Source organism: Streptomyces sp. NPDC056296 (assembly GCF_042268605.1).
Lineage (GTDB): Bacteria > Actinomycetota > Actinomycetes > Streptomycetales > Streptomycetaceae > Streptomyces.
Genome location: NZ_JBHJRX010000011.1, coordinates 49,817 through 64,308, shown reverse-complemented (window position 1 = coordinate 64,308; position 14,492 = coordinate 49,817). Strand labels below are relative to the sequence as shown.

Here is a 14,492-nt window from a genome sequence, read left to right as displayed (position 1 = left end):
CGTGCGTGCGGCGTCAGCGGTTCAGGTCCAGCACGGGCAGCCCCCGCCCCTCGTACGCCTTCGGGTCCACGGTGGCGACGAGCGCGTCCGCGCCCCACTCGGGCAGGTGGCGGGCAGCGTGGATCGCGGCTCCGACACCCGGCGGCACACCATCGCGACTCAGCCGGGCGACCGCCAGCGCGGCGGGGTAGTCGAGGTCGACCGTGTGAATCACCTCCTGCTGCCCGACATGCTCGGCGATCCCGAGGAACTCGCGGTCCGCCTCCAGAAGGGAGAGCGTCGGGGTCCACAGGCGGATCTCCGACTCGAAGTGGGCCCGGTGGATCAGCGCGGACACCTGTCGATTACCCGACAGCGCCAACAGCGTGGGCGCGTCGAGGACGAGATGGTGCAGGATCACGCCGCCTCACCCTGCTGCCGGACGAACGCCTCCCGGAGCCTGCGCCCCATCGCTGCGCTCTCCTCGTCGCCTACCTCGACCCCGAAGTGCTCGGCCAGGTACGTGCGGGCCCGCTCAGCCCGCTCCCGACGCTCCTCCTCGGTCAGCGTCGACTCCGCGAACTCCTGCACCAGGCATCGAATCGACGTCCCCCGGGCCTCCGCGATCACGGCAAGCCTGTCCCGGACCTCGGCGGGAACCCGAATCATCGCATCGCTCATATCCGCAGTATACGTCCGTGTATACGCGCACGCCTCCACTGGACGTACCCAGACCCTGTTCTCAGCCAGAACCGGTCCGGAACCGGCGCCGGTACTCGGTCGGTGTCGTGTCGAGTCTGCGGCGGAACGCCCTGACGAGGGTGTCGACGGTGCCGAACCCGCACGTGGAGGCGACCCGTTCCAGCGTGGCGTCGGTGGATTCGAGCTGATGGCGCGCCACCTCGACGCGGGCCGACTCGATGTAGGCGTGGGGGGTCGTGCCGAGTTCGGTCTTGAAGATCCGGGTGAGCTGCCGGTCGCTGACGTGGGCGCACGCGGCGAGGTCGGCGACGGTGAGCGGTTCGGCGATGTTGCGCATGATGTGGTGGCGGAGGTCCTCGATGCGCCGTGTCGCGGAGACCTGCTCCAGAGGGACGCTGAACTGACTCTGTCCGCTGGGCCGTTTCAGGTACATCACGAGCTGTCGGGCGACGCGCAGCGCCACCTCCTCGCCCAGGTCGTCGGCGATGAGGGCGAGTGAGAGGTCGAGGCAGGCGCTGATGCCCGCGCCGGTCCACACGTCGCCTTCCCGGATGAAGATCGGATCGGCGTCGACCTCGACGGCCGGATGGTCGTCGGCGAGTTGCCGCGCGGTCGACCAGTGGGTGGTGGCGCGCTTGCCGTCGAGGAGTCCGGCGGCGGCGAGGATGTGCGCGCCGACGCAGACGGACGTGACCCGGCGGGTCCGGCCGGCGAGCTGCCTCACCCGCTCCACCACCGCGGGGTCGGTGAGCGGGTGCACGCGGCGCTGGTCGTCCACCTCGACGGCGCCGGGCACGATCAGGGTGTCGATGCTCCTCGCCGAGGGTTCGGACAGCTCGTCGAAGGTCGCGTCGGGCAGGACCCGGACCCCGGCGCCGGTGGTGACCGGTGCCATGGTCTCGGCGGCGAGGACCACCTCGTAGCCCGCCGCCTCGTCCGTCTCGCGCCGGGCGAGGGAGAACACCTCCGGTGGTCCGGTGACGTCGAGCAGGTCGACGTCCTCGAAGAGGACTATGACGATCAGTCGTCTCACGGTGCTCAAGAAAGCCCAACCCCCTAGCTCGGCGACAGCGGCGCCATGTCGGTTTCTGCATGTTAGACGACATTGCCGACACAGGCCGGTGGGTCATAGCGTCATGGGCACAGGCCACCGCACCGGTGAACAACCTCCCCCGACAAGCACGTTAGGCGACTTCCCATGCCCAGAACGACGCTGCGCCGACTCAACGGCTTCGACGACACCCCCGCGAAGCTCGCTGAGTCCACCCTGGTCCTCGTCGACTACCAGAACACCTACACGACCGGCGTGATGGAACTGGACGGCTGGCAGGCCGCACTCGACGCCGCCGCCCAACTGCTGGCACGGGCCCGCCAGGAGGGCGCGAAGGTCATCCACGTCGTCAACGACGGCGGCGAGGGTACCCCGTACGACATCCGCGCCGAGATCGGCGCCATCCACCCGAGCGTCGCACCGGTCGACGGCGAGCCCGTCGTCGTCAAGGAGGCGCCGAACGCGTTCGTCGGTACGGACCTGGCCGAGCATGTCGACGCCGCGGGCAACAGCGACCTCGTCATCGCCGGGTTCATGACGCACATGTGCGTGGCCTTCACCGCCCAGGGAGCCTTCCTGCGCGGCAACCGCCCCACGGTCGTGGCCGACGCCAGCGCCACCCGCGCGCTACCGGTCGCGGGCCTCGAACTGGACGCCCACCAGGTGCACTACAGCGCCCTCGCCACCATCGCCGACCTCTACGGGGTCGTCGTCCCGTCCCAGAAGGAGATCTCCTGATGAAGCTGCTCCGCCCGGCCGTCGCCCTCGCCACCGCCGCCGTCCTCTCGGTCACCGTCGCCGCGTGCGGCGGGAGTTCCGAGGCCGCCACCTCCGAGGACAAGCCGTCGGCCGCCGCCACCGCCCAGAAGAACGTCGCGAAGGACACGACGACTCTGCGCAAGCTCAACGGTCTCGGCGAGACCCCGGCCACGCTCTCCGACGCCACACTCATCCTGGTCGACTACCAGAACACCTACACCGAGGGCGTGATGGAGCTCGACGGGTGGAAGCCGGCGGTGGACAACGCCGAAGCCCTGCTGAAGCGGGCCCGCGAGGCGGGCACCCCGGTCATCCACATCGTCGACAAGGGCTACGACCTGAAGTCGAAGGCGGGCCAGATCATTCCGGCGCTCAAGCCGGCCAAGGGCGAGCCCGTCGTCGAGAAGAGCGTCCCGAACGCCTTCCACGGCACCGATCTCGCCGAGCAGGTCAAGAAGGCCGGCAACAAGAACGTCATCGTCGCCGGGTTCATGACCAACATGTGCACGCTGTTCACCGCCCAGGGCGCGTTCCTCAACGGCAACGCTCCGACCGTGGTCGCCGACGCATCGGCGACCCGGCCGCTGCCCCTGAAGGGCAACCCGAACGGCATTCCCGCGCAGCAGGTCCACGAGGCCGCCCTCGCCACGGTCCAGGACCTCTACGGAGTCGTGGTCCCGTCGCAGAAGTCCCTGACCTGAGACCGACCGACCACCCCCACCCCACCGACTCCACCCCACCGACCCCACCCCACACTGATCTCCCCCCACACTGAAGTCCCCCCACCCTGAACTCCCCCCACGCTGTTCCCCCCCACATCGCAAGAGCACTTCCGCTCACCAAAGAAAGCAGACAACGGGGCATGGCAACACGTAGAGGTTTTCTGGGTACCGCGTCGGCCGTCGGGGCGGCGACTCTCTTCACCGGCCAGTCGGCCACCACCGCCTCGGCGGCGACCGCGGGGATCACCGCGACCGACGAGAAGGCGGCACGCGACGCGATACGCGCGGTCAACACGAGAATGCGCGCGAACTACGCGACCCTCAAGAGCGAACTGACGACGCAACTCAGTCCGGTCGTCGTCGTCTCGAACAACGCGGTCGGCGGACGCTTCACCCTCATCAACGGCGGCAAGCAGGTCGAGACCGTCGACCCGGTCCCGGAGTACTTCGAACTGGCCAAGTCGATCGCCCACGTCCCCCTGGGCCTCTTCTCGGTACTCGCCGCCTACCTCAGCGACCAGGTCCCCAACATCCCCAACGCGGACCGCATCGACCCGCACGACCTCGACATGGTCGTCACCAAGGCACCGGGCGACAAGGGCTGGATCACCCCGCTGAACGCCTTCAAGTCCACGCTCCAGACGGCGCACACCAAGCTCGGCACCGCGAACCTCCCCCTCGACCTGGAGAATTCCTGCGACAAGATCCTGAGCGAGGCCGTCAAGTTCATCGACGCCTCCGTCACGGCTCAGTCGTTCGACATGGTGTCGTTCAACCGTTTCGCCGCCACCGTCTACCCGTCCATCCGCGTCAACATGACCTTCGCCGCCACCGCGCAGATCACCGGCATCGAAGGACTCATGAAGCGGTGGCGCACGCTGATCGGCGAGAAGGCGTGGAGCGATCTCTACGTCACGGTGCTGTCGATCTGGACCACGGCCGAGCTGAACCAGGCGTCCATTATCATCCGCCGCACCATGAACCAGGCGAAGGTGGACACCCACCTGATCGACCTGCCGACCGTGGAGACGCCTTCGGACCCGATCTTCGTGGCCCTGGACAACCTGGCGCGCATCGTCCAGGACAACGTCGCCGCCGAGATGGTCTTCAACACCGACCTCAAGGTCGCCGACGCCCTCAAGGGCAAGGAGGACCTGCTCTCCGACGAGATCCTCCAGCAGATCGGCGGAACGGCGCCCACCGCCAAGACCGCCGCCTTCGGCACGGCGACGGCGACGGCCGGCGCCTGCCCGATCACCGGGCGCACCGCCGCGGCGGTGTGACGACCCGGCATCCCCCGCTTCCGGGGCGGGGGATGCCCTCCCGGTGATCCGGCCCGGGGCCGGTCAACGTTTCTGTTCGAATTATCGTCTTCGCACGTGCCCCAGCCGTGCACCCCGATGACGCCGAACGGAAACCCCGACCGTGGTCCCTGCCGAACTCACCGTCCCCCGACGACCCGAACGGCGTCGGGAGAGACGTCCGAGCGACGCCCTGCGTGCCTTCGCGCACCGGCATCGCGTGCCCCTGCTCGCCACGCTGCCCACCATCCCGCTGTACGCGGTGTGGTGGGTGTTTCTCGCCACCGGCGGGGGCGACCTCGCCGCGCAGGAGGCATGGGCCGACTTCGTCTCGCGGCACGGCGGTTCGGCGTACGGGCTGTTCTGGTACGGCGGGACGCACACCGCCAACTACAGCGTGATCTCGCCGTATCTGATGGCCGCACTCGGTGTGCGCACGGTCACCGTGGTGTCCGGGCTGGCCGCCTCCTGGCTGGCGGCCGTGCTGATCATGCGGGCCGGAGTGCGCAGGCCGCTGTGGCCCGCCGTGCTCGCCTCCCTCGCCCTGTGGTGCAACGTCGCCTCGGGGCGTACGACCTTCGCGCTCGGCGTCGCCTTCGGGCTGGCCGCCTGCGTGGTGCTGGTCCGGGAGCGGCGGCTCGTCCTCGCCGCCGGGTACGCGGCCCTGGCCACCATGGCGTCGCCGGTGGCCGGGCTGTACCTGGCCGTCGTGGGGGCCGGTTTCCTGCTCGTACGGGACTGGGGGCGTGCCCTCGTGCTCCTCGTACCGCCCGCCGCGGTCGTCGGGCTGACCACGCTGCTGTTCCCGTTCACCGGGGAGCAGCCGATGCCGGCGGCCCGAATATGGCCGCCGGTCGTGCTCGGCCTCGCCGTCACGGCGCTGGCCCCGCGCGACTGGCGGGTCGCCCGGTGGAGCGGGGCCGTGTACGCGGTGGGGACCGTACTGACGTATCTCATAGCCTCCGCCGTCGGCACGAACGTCGAACGGTTCGCGGAGTACTTCGCACCCCCCGTGCTGCTCGCGGCCCTGCTCGGCACGGACCGGACGCGGCGGATCGCCCGCGATCTGCTGATCGTCGCCCTCGTCTTCTCCGTCGGGTGGATGGGCAAGAAGACCGCCGACGATCTGAAGGAGTACACCGTGGTGCCCGCCTGGGCCACCGAGACGGACGGTGTCGTGCGGGCGCTGGAGGGGCTCGGGGCCGACCGCACGCGGGTGGAGGTGGTGCCGGCCCGCGACCACCGCGAGGCGGCCGGGCTCGCGCCGCACGTCAATCTGGCCCGTGGCTGGAACCGGCAGCTCGACGTGGAACGCGCCCGCCTCTTCTACGACGGCACCTTCTCCGCGGCCACCTACCGGGACTGGCTGGACCGCTGGGCGGTCGGCTTCGTCGTCCTGCCGCTCGGCAAGCCGGACGGGCCCGCCGAGGAGGAGGCGCGGCTCGTGCGGGACGGCGACCTGCGGCCCGAGTGGCTGGAGCCCGTATGGCAGGACGAGCACTGGCGGGTGTACCGGGTGCGGGACGCCGTACCGCTCGTCTCCGAGCCCGGCACCGTCGTGACGACCACCAGCGCCGAGCTGGTGCTCCGCGTGGACCGGCCCGGCCCGGTGACCGTGCGGGTCGCCTGGTCGCCGTGGCTGCGGGCCGACGGCGGGTGCCTCGCCCAGGACGGCGAGTTCACCCGCCTGACGGTCGAGGCGCCGGGCGAGTACCGGATCAGCGGCCGGTACGGTCCTTCGCCGGGGCCGGCGGGTCGCTGCTGATCCCCTCGGCGGGCGGGGCGTTGTCCTCGGCCGGGGGCGGGGCGGGGGCGGGGATGACCTTCGTGGCCGGGGTGGGGTCCTTGGCCGCGGTCGCGGTGATCATCCGCGCCCTCGGCCCCTGGAACAGGTACGCCAGACCGAAGCCCGCGACGACCACGGCCGCGCCGCCCACCGCGTCCAGCAGCCAGTGGTTGCCGGTCGCCACGATCGCCGCGACGGTGAACAGGGGGTGCAGGAGGCCGAGCGCCTTCATCCACGCCTTCGGGGCGATGATCGCGATCACCAGCCCGCACCACAGCGACCAGCCGAAGTGCAGCGACGGCATCGCCGCGTACTGGTTGGTGAGGGCCGTCAGCGTGCCGTAGTCCGGCTTCGAGAAGTCCTGCACGCCATGCACCGTGTCGATGATCCCGTACCCCGGCATCAGGCGCGGCGGTGCCAGCGGGTAGAGCCAGAAGCCGACCAGGGCCAGCAGCGTGGCGAAGCCGAGGGACGCGCGGGCCCAGCGGTAGTCGACCGGGCGGCGCCAGTACAGCACGCCGAGGACGGCCATCGGGACGATGAAGTGGAACGACGTGTAGTAGAAGTCGAAGAAGTCCCGCAGCCAGCCGATCTCCACCACCGCGTGGTTGATCGCGTGCTCGATGTCGATGTGCAGGAAGCGTTCGATGTCGAGGATCTGCCAGCCGTGCTCCTCCGCGCGGGCGCGGCCCGCCGAGTTGCTGCCGCCGGTCGCCGCGAGGCGGACCTGGGAGTAGGCGGCGTAGGTGACCCGGATGAGCAGGAGTTCCAGGAGGAGGTTGGGGCGGGTGAGGACCCTGCGCAGGAACGGCAGCAGGGGGACGTGCTTGAAGCGGGCCGGGACCGGGGGCGCGTAGCTCGTCGGGACCGGCGCGTCGAAGTACGGCGACGCGCGGGACAGGAACGGCACGGCGACGGCGGCGGCCAGCGCCGCGAGCAGTACGACGTTGTCGCGCAGGGGGTGGAGGGCCGCCATGTTCGGCAGGATCATCTTCGCGGGCAGCGTCATCACCAGGACGACGGCGACCGGCCACACGTACCGGTCGGAGGCCCGCTTGCCGACCCGGCCGACGAGCGCGGGCAGCACCCACAGCAGCTGGTGCTGCCAGGTGGCGGGCGACACCACGACCGCCGCGCAGCCGGTGATGGCGACCGCGAGCAGCAGCTGACCGTCGCGGGCGTAGCGCACGGCGCGGCGCAGGGCGAGGACGGCGACGGCCGCGCCGAGCAGGAGGAAGAGGGCGATCTCCAGGGGCCCGGAGAGGCCGAGCCGCAGCAGGACGCCGTGCAGCGACTGGTTGGCGAGGTCGTCGGCCTCGCCGCCCAGGCCCACGCCGGCCATGTGGTGGACCCAGTAGGTGTAGGAGTCCTGCGCCATGGCCGCCCAGGCGACGGCGGTGCAGGCGAGGAACGCGACGCCGGTGGACACGGCCGCGCGTCTGCGGTCGGTGAACCACAGCAGGGGGACGAAGAGGAGGACGGTCGGCTGGAAGGCGGCGGCGACGCCGATCAGCGCGCCGCCGATCCGGTCCCCGTGCTGGCCGCGTACGGCGAAGCAGCCGAGCAGGACGAGGAGGACCGGGATGATGCTGGTCTGGCCGAGCCACAGCGCGTTGCGCACCGGCAGCGAGACCATCAGCAGGCTGACGGCCACGGGCGCCGCCAGCAGTGCCGTACGGCGGCCCACCGGCTTCGGCAGGGCGCGGGCGGCGACCAGGCCGAGGGCCACGACGAGCAGCAGCGAGCCGAAGGTCCAGCCCCAGCCGAGGGCCTGTTCGGCGGCGCGGGTGAACGGTTTGAGGACCAGGCCGACGAAGGGCGTGCCGGTGAACTGCGTGGACTCGTAGAGGGACCCCTCCACGTGGAGGACCCCGTGTTCCCCGACCCAGGTCTCCAGGTCCGTCAGCCGTTCCCCGCTCGGGGTGCTGAGCACCGTGGCCAGCTGCCGTACGGCGAGGACGGCGGCGACCAGCCACAGGCCGAGGCGCGCGACACGCAGCCGTGCTCTGGTCGCATCGACGGCCGGGGCTCCGAAAGTCTCCGCCGGTCGCCCACTGTGCTCCGCATTCGCCACGCCTCGTCGGCCTCCCGCCCCGTTCGTACCGCGCCCGTGTACGCGGTGTGTTGTCCTTGCGAACCCTATGAGGCTCGCACCACCCCCGGGGGGAGACGCAGGCAACCCCCGTTCAACCTGACCGCCGCCCGCTCTTCGCCCCGTCTTTTCCCGACCGCCCGGCCGTTTGTTCGGACGACGATAGTGCGGGAGCGGTGTCGACGCCTCCGCTGGGAGCGAGAAGGATCACAGGTCACGAGGGAGCAGCGCGCTCCGTGGCGCGCGGATGTCCCTGCGTGTACGCCCTTTTGGTGCACTGTGCAACGAAAAGCATACCGGGCGTAAGCGGCGCATCAGCGCCTATGGTCGCTTTTCTGCCCGTGGCCGAGTGCCGCGGGCTTCTTCCGGCCCGGCGACAGTGCCGCCGTGCGGGTCGCGGCGTCCCCGTCCCCGTCGAAAGGTAGGCGAGCGAAGCTTTGTCGGCCGCCCCCGTCGCCGCTCACCCGTCCCGCACGCCCCCCGCGTCCCCGTCACGCGCCGCCGGCGCACCCACCGTCACCGACCCCGCGCTCGTCAGGCGTGCCGTGAAGGCGGCGGCGCTCGGCAACGCGATGGAGTGGTTCGACTTCGGCGTCTACAGCTACATCGCCGTGACGCTGGGCAAGGTCTTCTTCCCGTCGGGCAACCCGACCGCCCAGCTGCTCTCCACGTTCGGCGCCTTCGCGGCGGCGTTCCTGGTCCGCCCGCTCGGCGGCATGGTCTTCGGGCCGCTCGGCGACCGGGTCGGGCGGCAGAAGGTCCTCGCCCTCACGATGATCATGATGGCGGCGGGTACGTTCGCCATCGGGCTCATCCCCTCGTACGCGACGATCGGCGTCTGGGCGCCGGTGCTGCTGCTTCTCGCGCGGCTGGTGCAGGGGTTCTCCACCGGGGGTGAGTACGCGGGCGCGTCCACCTTCATCGCCGAGTACGCGCCGGACAAGCGGCGCGGGTTCCTGGGGAGCTGGCTGGAGTTCGGCACGCTGGCCGGGTACATCGGCGGTGCGGGTCTGGTGACCCTGATGACGGCGCTGCTGTCCGACGGCGACCTGACGTCCTGGGGCTGGCGGATCCCGTTCCTGATCGCCGGGCCGATGGGCATCATCGGGCTGTATCTGCGGATGCGGCTGGAGGAGACGCCGGCGTTCGCGGCCGAGCTGGACAAGGCGGAGGCCACGCGGCCGAAGGTACCGCTGCGGGACATGATCACCGGTCAGTGGCGGGCACTGCTGCTCTGCGTCGGCCTGGTGCTGGTCTTCAACGTCACCGACTACATGCTGCTGTCCTACATGCCTAGCTATCTGACGAGCGAGCTGAAGTACGACGAGACACACGGCCTGCTCGTGGTGCTGGCCGTGATGGCCCTGATGATGATCGTCCAGCCGTTCGCCGGCGCGCTGACCGACCGGGTCGGGCGGCGGCCGGTGATCGCGGCGGGCTGTGCGGGGTTCCTGCTCCTCTCCGTCCCGGCGCTGCTGCTGATCCGCGAGGGCAGCCTGCTGGCGGTGGGGCTGGGCATGGCCGCGCTCGGACTGCTGCTGGTCTGCTTCACGGCGTCGATGCCGTCCGCGCTGCCGGCGCTGTTCCCGACGCGGGTGCGGTACGGCTCACTGTCGATCGGCTTCAACGTGTCCGTGTCCCTGTTCGGCGGGACGACTCCGCTGGTGGTGACGGCGCTGATCGGGGCGACGGGCGACATGATGATGCCCGCGTACTACATGATGGCCGCGGCCGTGATCGGCGGCGTGGCGGTGTGGTTCATGTCGGAGTCGGCCGGCCGCCCACTGCCGGGCTCGGCACCGGCGGTCGACGGGCGTTAGGCGCCGGTTCGGGGACGGGCGAGGCGGACGGGCGGCCTCCCCTGGCCGCCCCCCTTGGCCGCCCCTCGTTTGGCCGCCCCTCGTTTTCGCGTTTCCGCTCTGCCAGACTGCTCGGATGATCATCAGACTCGCGGAAGAGCGTGACTTCCCCGGCTTCCTCGGGCTCGCGGCCCAGGTCGAGCACTGGTTCGGGCCGATGGTCGAGGACGCCGGATTCCATGACGCGGTGCACGAACACATACGCCGGTCCACCGCCCTCGTCGCCGTTTCCCCGGAGCCGGGCCCTCTCGGCGGCCCCCGCGACGAACTCCTCGGCGGGCTCCTGTTCGGCGCGGAGGCGCCGGTCTACCACGTCCACTGGCTCGTCGTGTCGCAGCAGGCCCGGGCGAGCGGTGTCGGCCGCGAACTGATGCGGGACGCGATGCGCAGGTGGGTGCGGGAACCGGCCGACATCGAGGTGGTCACCTTCGGAGCCGACCACCCCGGCGCTTCGGCGAGCGGCGCACGCGTCTTCTACGAGCGTCTCGGCTTCACCCCCGCCGAAACCGTCGCCCCGGGCCCGGAAGGCGGCCCCCGGCAACTCTTCCGCCGCGCCGTCGACTGAAACGCCCTGCCCCGGCCGGCCACCCCGGCTATCTTCGTTAGCACATCTACTTAGAAAAGCTAACGACGCACACGGGAGGCCCCGGCATGAGCGAGTCGCAGCTCTGGGACGACGTCGACGCCTACTTCACCACCCACCTCGCACCCGCCGACGACGCCCTGGAGGCCGCCCTGCGGGAGAGCGACGCCGCCCAGCTGCCGCGGATCAACGTCGCCGCCAACCAGGGCAAGCTCCTCCAGCTCCTCGCCCAGATCCAGGGCGCCCGCACCATCCTGGAGATCGGCACCCTCGGCGGCTACAGCACCATCTGGCTGGCCCGCGCCCTGCCCGCGGACGGCCGCCTGGTGACGCTCGAGTACAGCGCCCGGCACGCCGAGGTCGCCACCCGCAACATCGCCCGCGCCGGCCTCGACGCCCTCGTCGACGTACGCGTGGGTCCCGCCCTGGAGTCGCTGCCGAAGCTCGCCGACGAGAACCCGCCGCCCTTCGACCTGGTCTTCATCGACGCCGACAAGGGCAACAACCCCCACTACCTGGAGTGGGCCCTGAGACTCACCAGCACCGGCAGCCTGATCGTCCTCGACAACGTGGTCCGCGGCGGCCGCGTGGCCGACGCCGACGACACCGCCGACGACGTACGCGGCACCCGCGCCGCCATCGAGCTGATCGGCAGCCACCCGCGGCTCAGCGGTACGGCCGTCCAGACCGTCGGCAGCAAGGGGTACGACGGGTTCGCGCTGGCCCGGGTGCTGGCCTGAGGACCGGCAGACCGGCAGACCGGCAGACCGGCCCGAGGACGAGCGCGCGGCCTCACGCCTCGTGGTAGAAGCCCACGTTGACGCTGCGCGGCTCCGCGCGGTCCTGGACCACTATCTCGCCGCTGCCGCCCCTCGGCAGCGGCACGGTGCCGCCGTAGGCCAGTGGCTGCGCGTGCCCGCCGACGGTGAGCCGGACCTCGGAGGAGGGGTCCGGCTGCGAGCCCCGCAGCCAGGTCAGCCGCCACGTGCCGTCGGGACCGCACCGGAACTCCAGATGGACCCGGGAGACGAACAGCCAGTCGTCCGGCGTCGACAGCCGGCACACGGACTTGTCCCGGCCGACCCGCAGCACCGCTTCGGGCTCGCTGGGCGCGTCGGCCATCTGCATGCCGGCCGTGGCACCCGCGTCCGCCGCGGTGACGGCGGCCATGGTGAGTTCGAGCACGTGCGCTCCTTCGCAGACCTCAAGACGTCCGTCGTTGGCTGTCGCCGCCGAATGATAGATCGGCCGGTGGCGCGGTGTCCGGCACAATGGGGTCATGACCGAGCGAAAGCCACCCGGCGTCGACTTCGAGTCCTGGGTCGACAAACAGATCCGTGATGCGGACGCGCGCGGCGAGTTCGCGGAACTGCCCGGCGCGGGCAGGCCCCTGCCGAGCGAAGTGGACAGCACCTACGACGAACTGTGGTGGGTCAAGCGGAAGATGGCCCGCGAGGGCTTCTCCGTGCTGCCGCCCACCCTGGCCCTGCGCAAGGAGGCGGAGGACGCTCTGGAGGCGGCGGCGAAGGCCCCGTCGGAACGGGTGGTCCGCCGCATCGTCGAGGAGATCAACGTCAAGATCCGCGACGTCATGTTCAAGCCACCGCCCGGCCCCCCGCTGGGTCTGAAGCCCTACGACGTCGAAGAGGTCGTACGGCAGTGGCGGGAGCGCCGGGCGGAGCGGTGACGCCCGTGGTTCACAGGCGCATCAGGCGGTCCGCCAGCTCACGGTAGTCCCGCAGGGCCAGGCGGAGTTGTTCGGTGTCGATGCTCGTCGCGCGGTCGTCCCCGCCGGTGTCCTGCCAGGACGTGCGAAGCGTGCGGCGGCGATGCGTCACGGCGTCCGTGAAGCGGGCGGTGATCTCCTCCAGGACGCGGTCGGCCTCCTCGACGGAGGCACGGGGCGCGTCGACGAAGTCGGCCACCGCGTGCTGCAGCCGCTGCCCGAGCTTGTCGCACTCCTCGTGCGGGAGGAGCGTGCCCCCGCGGGCGGCCGGGGTGGTGGTGCTCTCCGTTCGCGGATCGGGGGTGAGGTCGGCGCGTGTGCCGGGGGCCTCGTCGGCGCGTGTGCCGGGGGCCGGCTGCGCGTCGGGGGTTCGGTCGGTGCCGAGGGCTGTCTCGCCACGGCGGACGTCGGGTGTCTGCCTGTCCCGCTCGACGGGGATGCCGCCGGGGTCTCGGGTCACATCGGACATGTGCCTCAACTCTCCTTCGGCTGGCGCTTGCTGAGCGACCAGGAGTGGTGCGGGCGGGTGTGGGCGGGCGCGGATCCGTCGCCGCCCGTTCCGGCCCGGTGGCGGCCGGCGTCGTGGCGGTCCGGACCTACCAGGTCGTCGAACAGCGCGCGGGCCTCGACCATGGACTCGCGCATCTCCTCCGTACCCGCGCCGCTGTCCTGCGCGCCGTCCACGCGCGCGTGCGTCACGCGGTGCACGCGCCGGTAGCCGTCGACGTGGTGGGCGTGGTGCACGGAGAGCGCCGCGAGCTGCTCCTCGTACTGTCCGCCGTCCGGGAAGCCCCGGGCGTCGGCCAGCTCCGCGAGCAGCCGGTCCGCCTCGCCGACCGCCTCGCGCGGAGAGTCGACGAAGCGCTCCTGGGCCGCGGTCCAGCGCGCCTCGAAGCGCTCGCGCTCGGCCGGGTCCAGCGGCTTCTGGTGCAGCGACCCGTGCCGTTCCACGCGCTCGGCGAGCTCGCGCTCGGCGGCCTTGGTGTCGCCGTCGTGCCGGGCCACGGCCCGGTCGTATTCGGGCCCGAAGCGCCGCTTCAGGCTTCCGCCGTGCTGGGGGCCCCGCGCGCGCAGGGCCAGTACGGCCGCTACGACGAGCACGGCCGCCACGATCACGATCAAAGCGATGATCACGCCTGTGGACATGAGTGCCTTCCGGGTTCTCGGCCCTACCGGCTCTCCGATCGGGCCGGTTCGCTGTTCGGGTTGCCCCGGACTCCGCCCTCAAACGGCGCACAGCGCGCACCGACGGCGCATCGGTGCGAAAATACGCTTGCACACGGGGTGGGTGCCGTCCCGACAATGCCGGTCATGACCTGGACCGTCGCCCCGGAACCGTACGACTCCCCCGTCGCCGCCGTCCTCTGGCGCGCGTACTACACGGAGGTCAGCGACCGCTACTACCTGCTGCACGAGGGGCGGACCACCGACCCCGGCGAACTGGAGCGGGAGATCGCCGCACACTCCGGCGCCGACCTCGTGCCGCCCCGGGGGCGGTTGCTGGTCGCGCGGTACGGGGGCGAACCGGCCGGCACCTCGGGCGTACGGCTGCGGGACGACGCCACCGCCGAGCTGACCCGGGTGTTCCTGCACGAGCGGATGCGCGGCCGGGGCGGCGCCGCACTGCTCGTACGGGCCGCCGAGGACGCCGCACGGACCCTCGGGGCCGAGCGCATGGTCCTCGACACACGCGGCGACCTCGTCGAGGCCCGCGCCCTGTACACCCGGCTCGGCTACACGGAGACCGAGGCGTACAAGGAGGACCCCTATGCCGAGCACTGGTTCGTGAAACAGCTCCCGCGCGCTGCCTGACGGGCGAGTGGGGCTGGGCGGGTGAGGCTGGCCGGGTCGGTGTGACCAGTTATGGCCGGTTCAGTCCTGTGGGAAGGCGGCATTCCGGGGGCGTGCGCGTGGGACTGTGGAGAAGATCTG

General features: G+C 71.3%; 16 protein-coding genes. 9 read left to right on the top strand and 7 right to left on the bottom strand.

The genetic code is table 11. The features are described from left to right. Window positions 1-13 precede the first annotated feature (13 nt). The 3 genes from ACFCZF_RS10475 to ACFCZF_RS10465 all read right to left on the bottom strand — a co-directional run bounded on the left by ACFCZF_RS10475 (window position 14) and on the right by ACFCZF_RS10465 (window position 1,723). Entirely contained in the window at window positions 14-400 is a 387-nt protein-coding gene (locus ACFCZF_RS10475) for a hypothetical protein (RefSeq protein ID WP_376671327.1), read from the bottom strand. Beyond that, the gene (locus tag ACFCZF_RS10470) at window positions 397-660 is read right to left on the bottom strand and encodes a hypothetical protein (RefSeq protein ID WP_376671326.1); all 264 of its coding nucleotides are present in this window, start codon (window positions 658-660) and stop codon (window positions 397-399) included. The genes ACFCZF_RS10475 and ACFCZF_RS10470 overlap by 4 nt, the downstream gene beginning before the upstream one ends. 61 nt (window positions 661-721) lie before the next feature. Beyond that, window positions 722-1,723, bottom strand: a complete 1,002-nt coding sequence (locus tag ACFCZF_RS10465; protein ID WP_376671325.1) for a GlxA family transcriptional regulator — start codon at window positions 1,721-1,723, stop codon at window positions 722-724. A 156-nt stretch (window positions 1,724-1,879) separates the two neighbouring features. Here ACFCZF_RS10465 and ACFCZF_RS10460 point away from each other — a divergent pair, with 156 nt between their 5' ends. The 4 genes from ACFCZF_RS10460 to ACFCZF_RS10445 all read left to right on the top strand — a co-directional run bounded on the left by ACFCZF_RS10460 (window position 1,880) and on the right by ACFCZF_RS10445 (window position 6,279). After that, window positions 1,880-2,470: an isochorismatase family protein gene (locus ACFCZF_RS10460; RefSeq protein ID WP_376671324.1), complete on the top strand. Its 591-nt coding sequence runs from the start codon at window positions 1,880-1,882 to the stop codon at window positions 2,468-2,470. Continuing rightward, window positions 2,470-3,192 carry a cysteine hydrolase family protein gene (locus ACFCZF_RS10455; RefSeq protein WP_376671323.1) on the top strand — a complete coding sequence of 241 codons (723 nt, stop codon included), beginning with the start codon at window positions 2,470-2,472 and terminating at the stop codon, window positions 3,190-3,192. Before ACFCZF_RS10460 ends, ACFCZF_RS10455 begins: the two co-directional genes overlap by 1 nt. Before the next feature lie 161 nt (window positions 3,193-3,353). Next, the gene (locus ACFCZF_RS10450) at window positions 3,354-4,496 is read left to right on the top strand and encodes a hypothetical protein (RefSeq protein WP_376671322.1); all 1,143 of its coding nucleotides are present in this window, start codon (window positions 3,354-3,356) and stop codon (window positions 4,494-4,496) included. Window positions 4,497-4,638: 142 nt separating this feature from the next. Beyond that, window positions 4,639-6,279: a hypothetical protein gene (locus ACFCZF_RS10445; protein WP_376671321.1), complete on the top strand. Its 1,641-nt coding sequence runs from the start codon at window positions 4,639-4,641 to the stop codon at window positions 6,277-6,279. Here the strand turns inward: ACFCZF_RS10445 and ACFCZF_RS10440 are convergent. Continuing rightward, window positions 6,233-8,374: a bifunctional glycosyltransferase 87/phosphatase PAP2 family protein gene (locus ACFCZF_RS10440; RefSeq protein ID WP_376671320.1), complete on the bottom strand. Its 2,142-nt coding sequence runs from the start codon at window positions 8,372-8,374 to the stop codon at window positions 6,233-6,235. The genes ACFCZF_RS10445 and ACFCZF_RS10440 overlap by 47 nt on opposite strands. 455 nt (window positions 8,375-8,829) lie before the next feature. Here ACFCZF_RS10440 and proP point away from each other — a divergent pair, with 455 nt between their 5' ends. From proP to ACFCZF_RS10425, 3 genes are all read left to right on the top strand, one after another. Next, entirely contained in the window at window positions 8,830-10,212 is a 1,383-nt protein-coding gene (gene proP, locus ACFCZF_RS10435; RefSeq protein ID WP_376671319.1) for a glycine betaine/L-proline transporter ProP, read from the top strand. 115 nt (window positions 10,213-10,327) lie between these two features. Further along, window positions 10,328-10,816, top strand: a complete 489-nt coding sequence (locus tag ACFCZF_RS10430; RefSeq protein ID WP_375917375.1) for a GNAT family N-acetyltransferase — start codon at window positions 10,328-10,330, stop codon at window positions 10,814-10,816. Between the two features lie 86 nt (window positions 10,817-10,902). After that, window positions 10,903-11,574 (top strand): O-methyltransferase, encoded by a 672-nt coding sequence (locus ACFCZF_RS10425; protein WP_376671318.1) that lies wholly within the window; start codon window positions 10,903-10,905, stop codon window positions 11,572-11,574. Between the two features lie 52 nt (window positions 11,575-11,626). Here the strand turns inward: ACFCZF_RS10425 and ACFCZF_RS10420 are convergent, their stop codons facing one another. Further along, a complete protein-coding gene (locus tag ACFCZF_RS10420) occupies window positions 11,627-12,019 on the bottom strand; it encodes an FHA domain-containing protein (protein ID WP_376671317.1) in 393 nt (130 codons plus the stop codon). Between the two features lie 94 nt (window positions 12,020-12,113). Between ACFCZF_RS10420 and ACFCZF_RS10415 the strand changes: the two genes are divergently transcribed. Beyond that, the gene (locus ACFCZF_RS10415; protein WP_376671316.1) at window positions 12,114-12,521 is read left to right on the top strand and encodes a DUF1992 domain-containing protein; all 408 of its coding nucleotides are present in this window, start codon (window positions 12,114-12,116) and stop codon (window positions 12,519-12,521) included. Between the two features lie 10 nt (window positions 12,522-12,531). Here ACFCZF_RS10415 and ACFCZF_RS10410 read toward each other — a convergent pair whose 3' ends face one another. Together ACFCZF_RS10410 and ACFCZF_RS10405 are read right to left on the bottom strand one after the other, a co-directional pair. Then, complete coding sequence (locus tag ACFCZF_RS10410; protein WP_376671315.1) at window positions 12,532-13,029, bottom strand: hypothetical protein; 498 nt, start codon at window positions 13,027-13,029, stop codon at window positions 12,532-12,534. A gap of 5 nt (window positions 13,030-13,034) precedes the next feature. After that, entirely contained in the window at window positions 13,035-13,706 is a 672-nt protein-coding gene (locus ACFCZF_RS10405; RefSeq protein ID WP_376671314.1) for a hypothetical protein, read from the bottom strand. Between the two features lie 165 nt (window positions 13,707-13,871). Between ACFCZF_RS10405 and ACFCZF_RS10400 the strand changes: the two genes are divergently transcribed. After that, entirely contained in the window at window positions 13,872-14,372 is a 501-nt protein-coding gene (locus ACFCZF_RS10400) for a GNAT family N-acetyltransferase (RefSeq protein WP_375917361.1), read from the top strand. Window positions 14,373-14,492 lie beyond the last annotated feature (120 nt).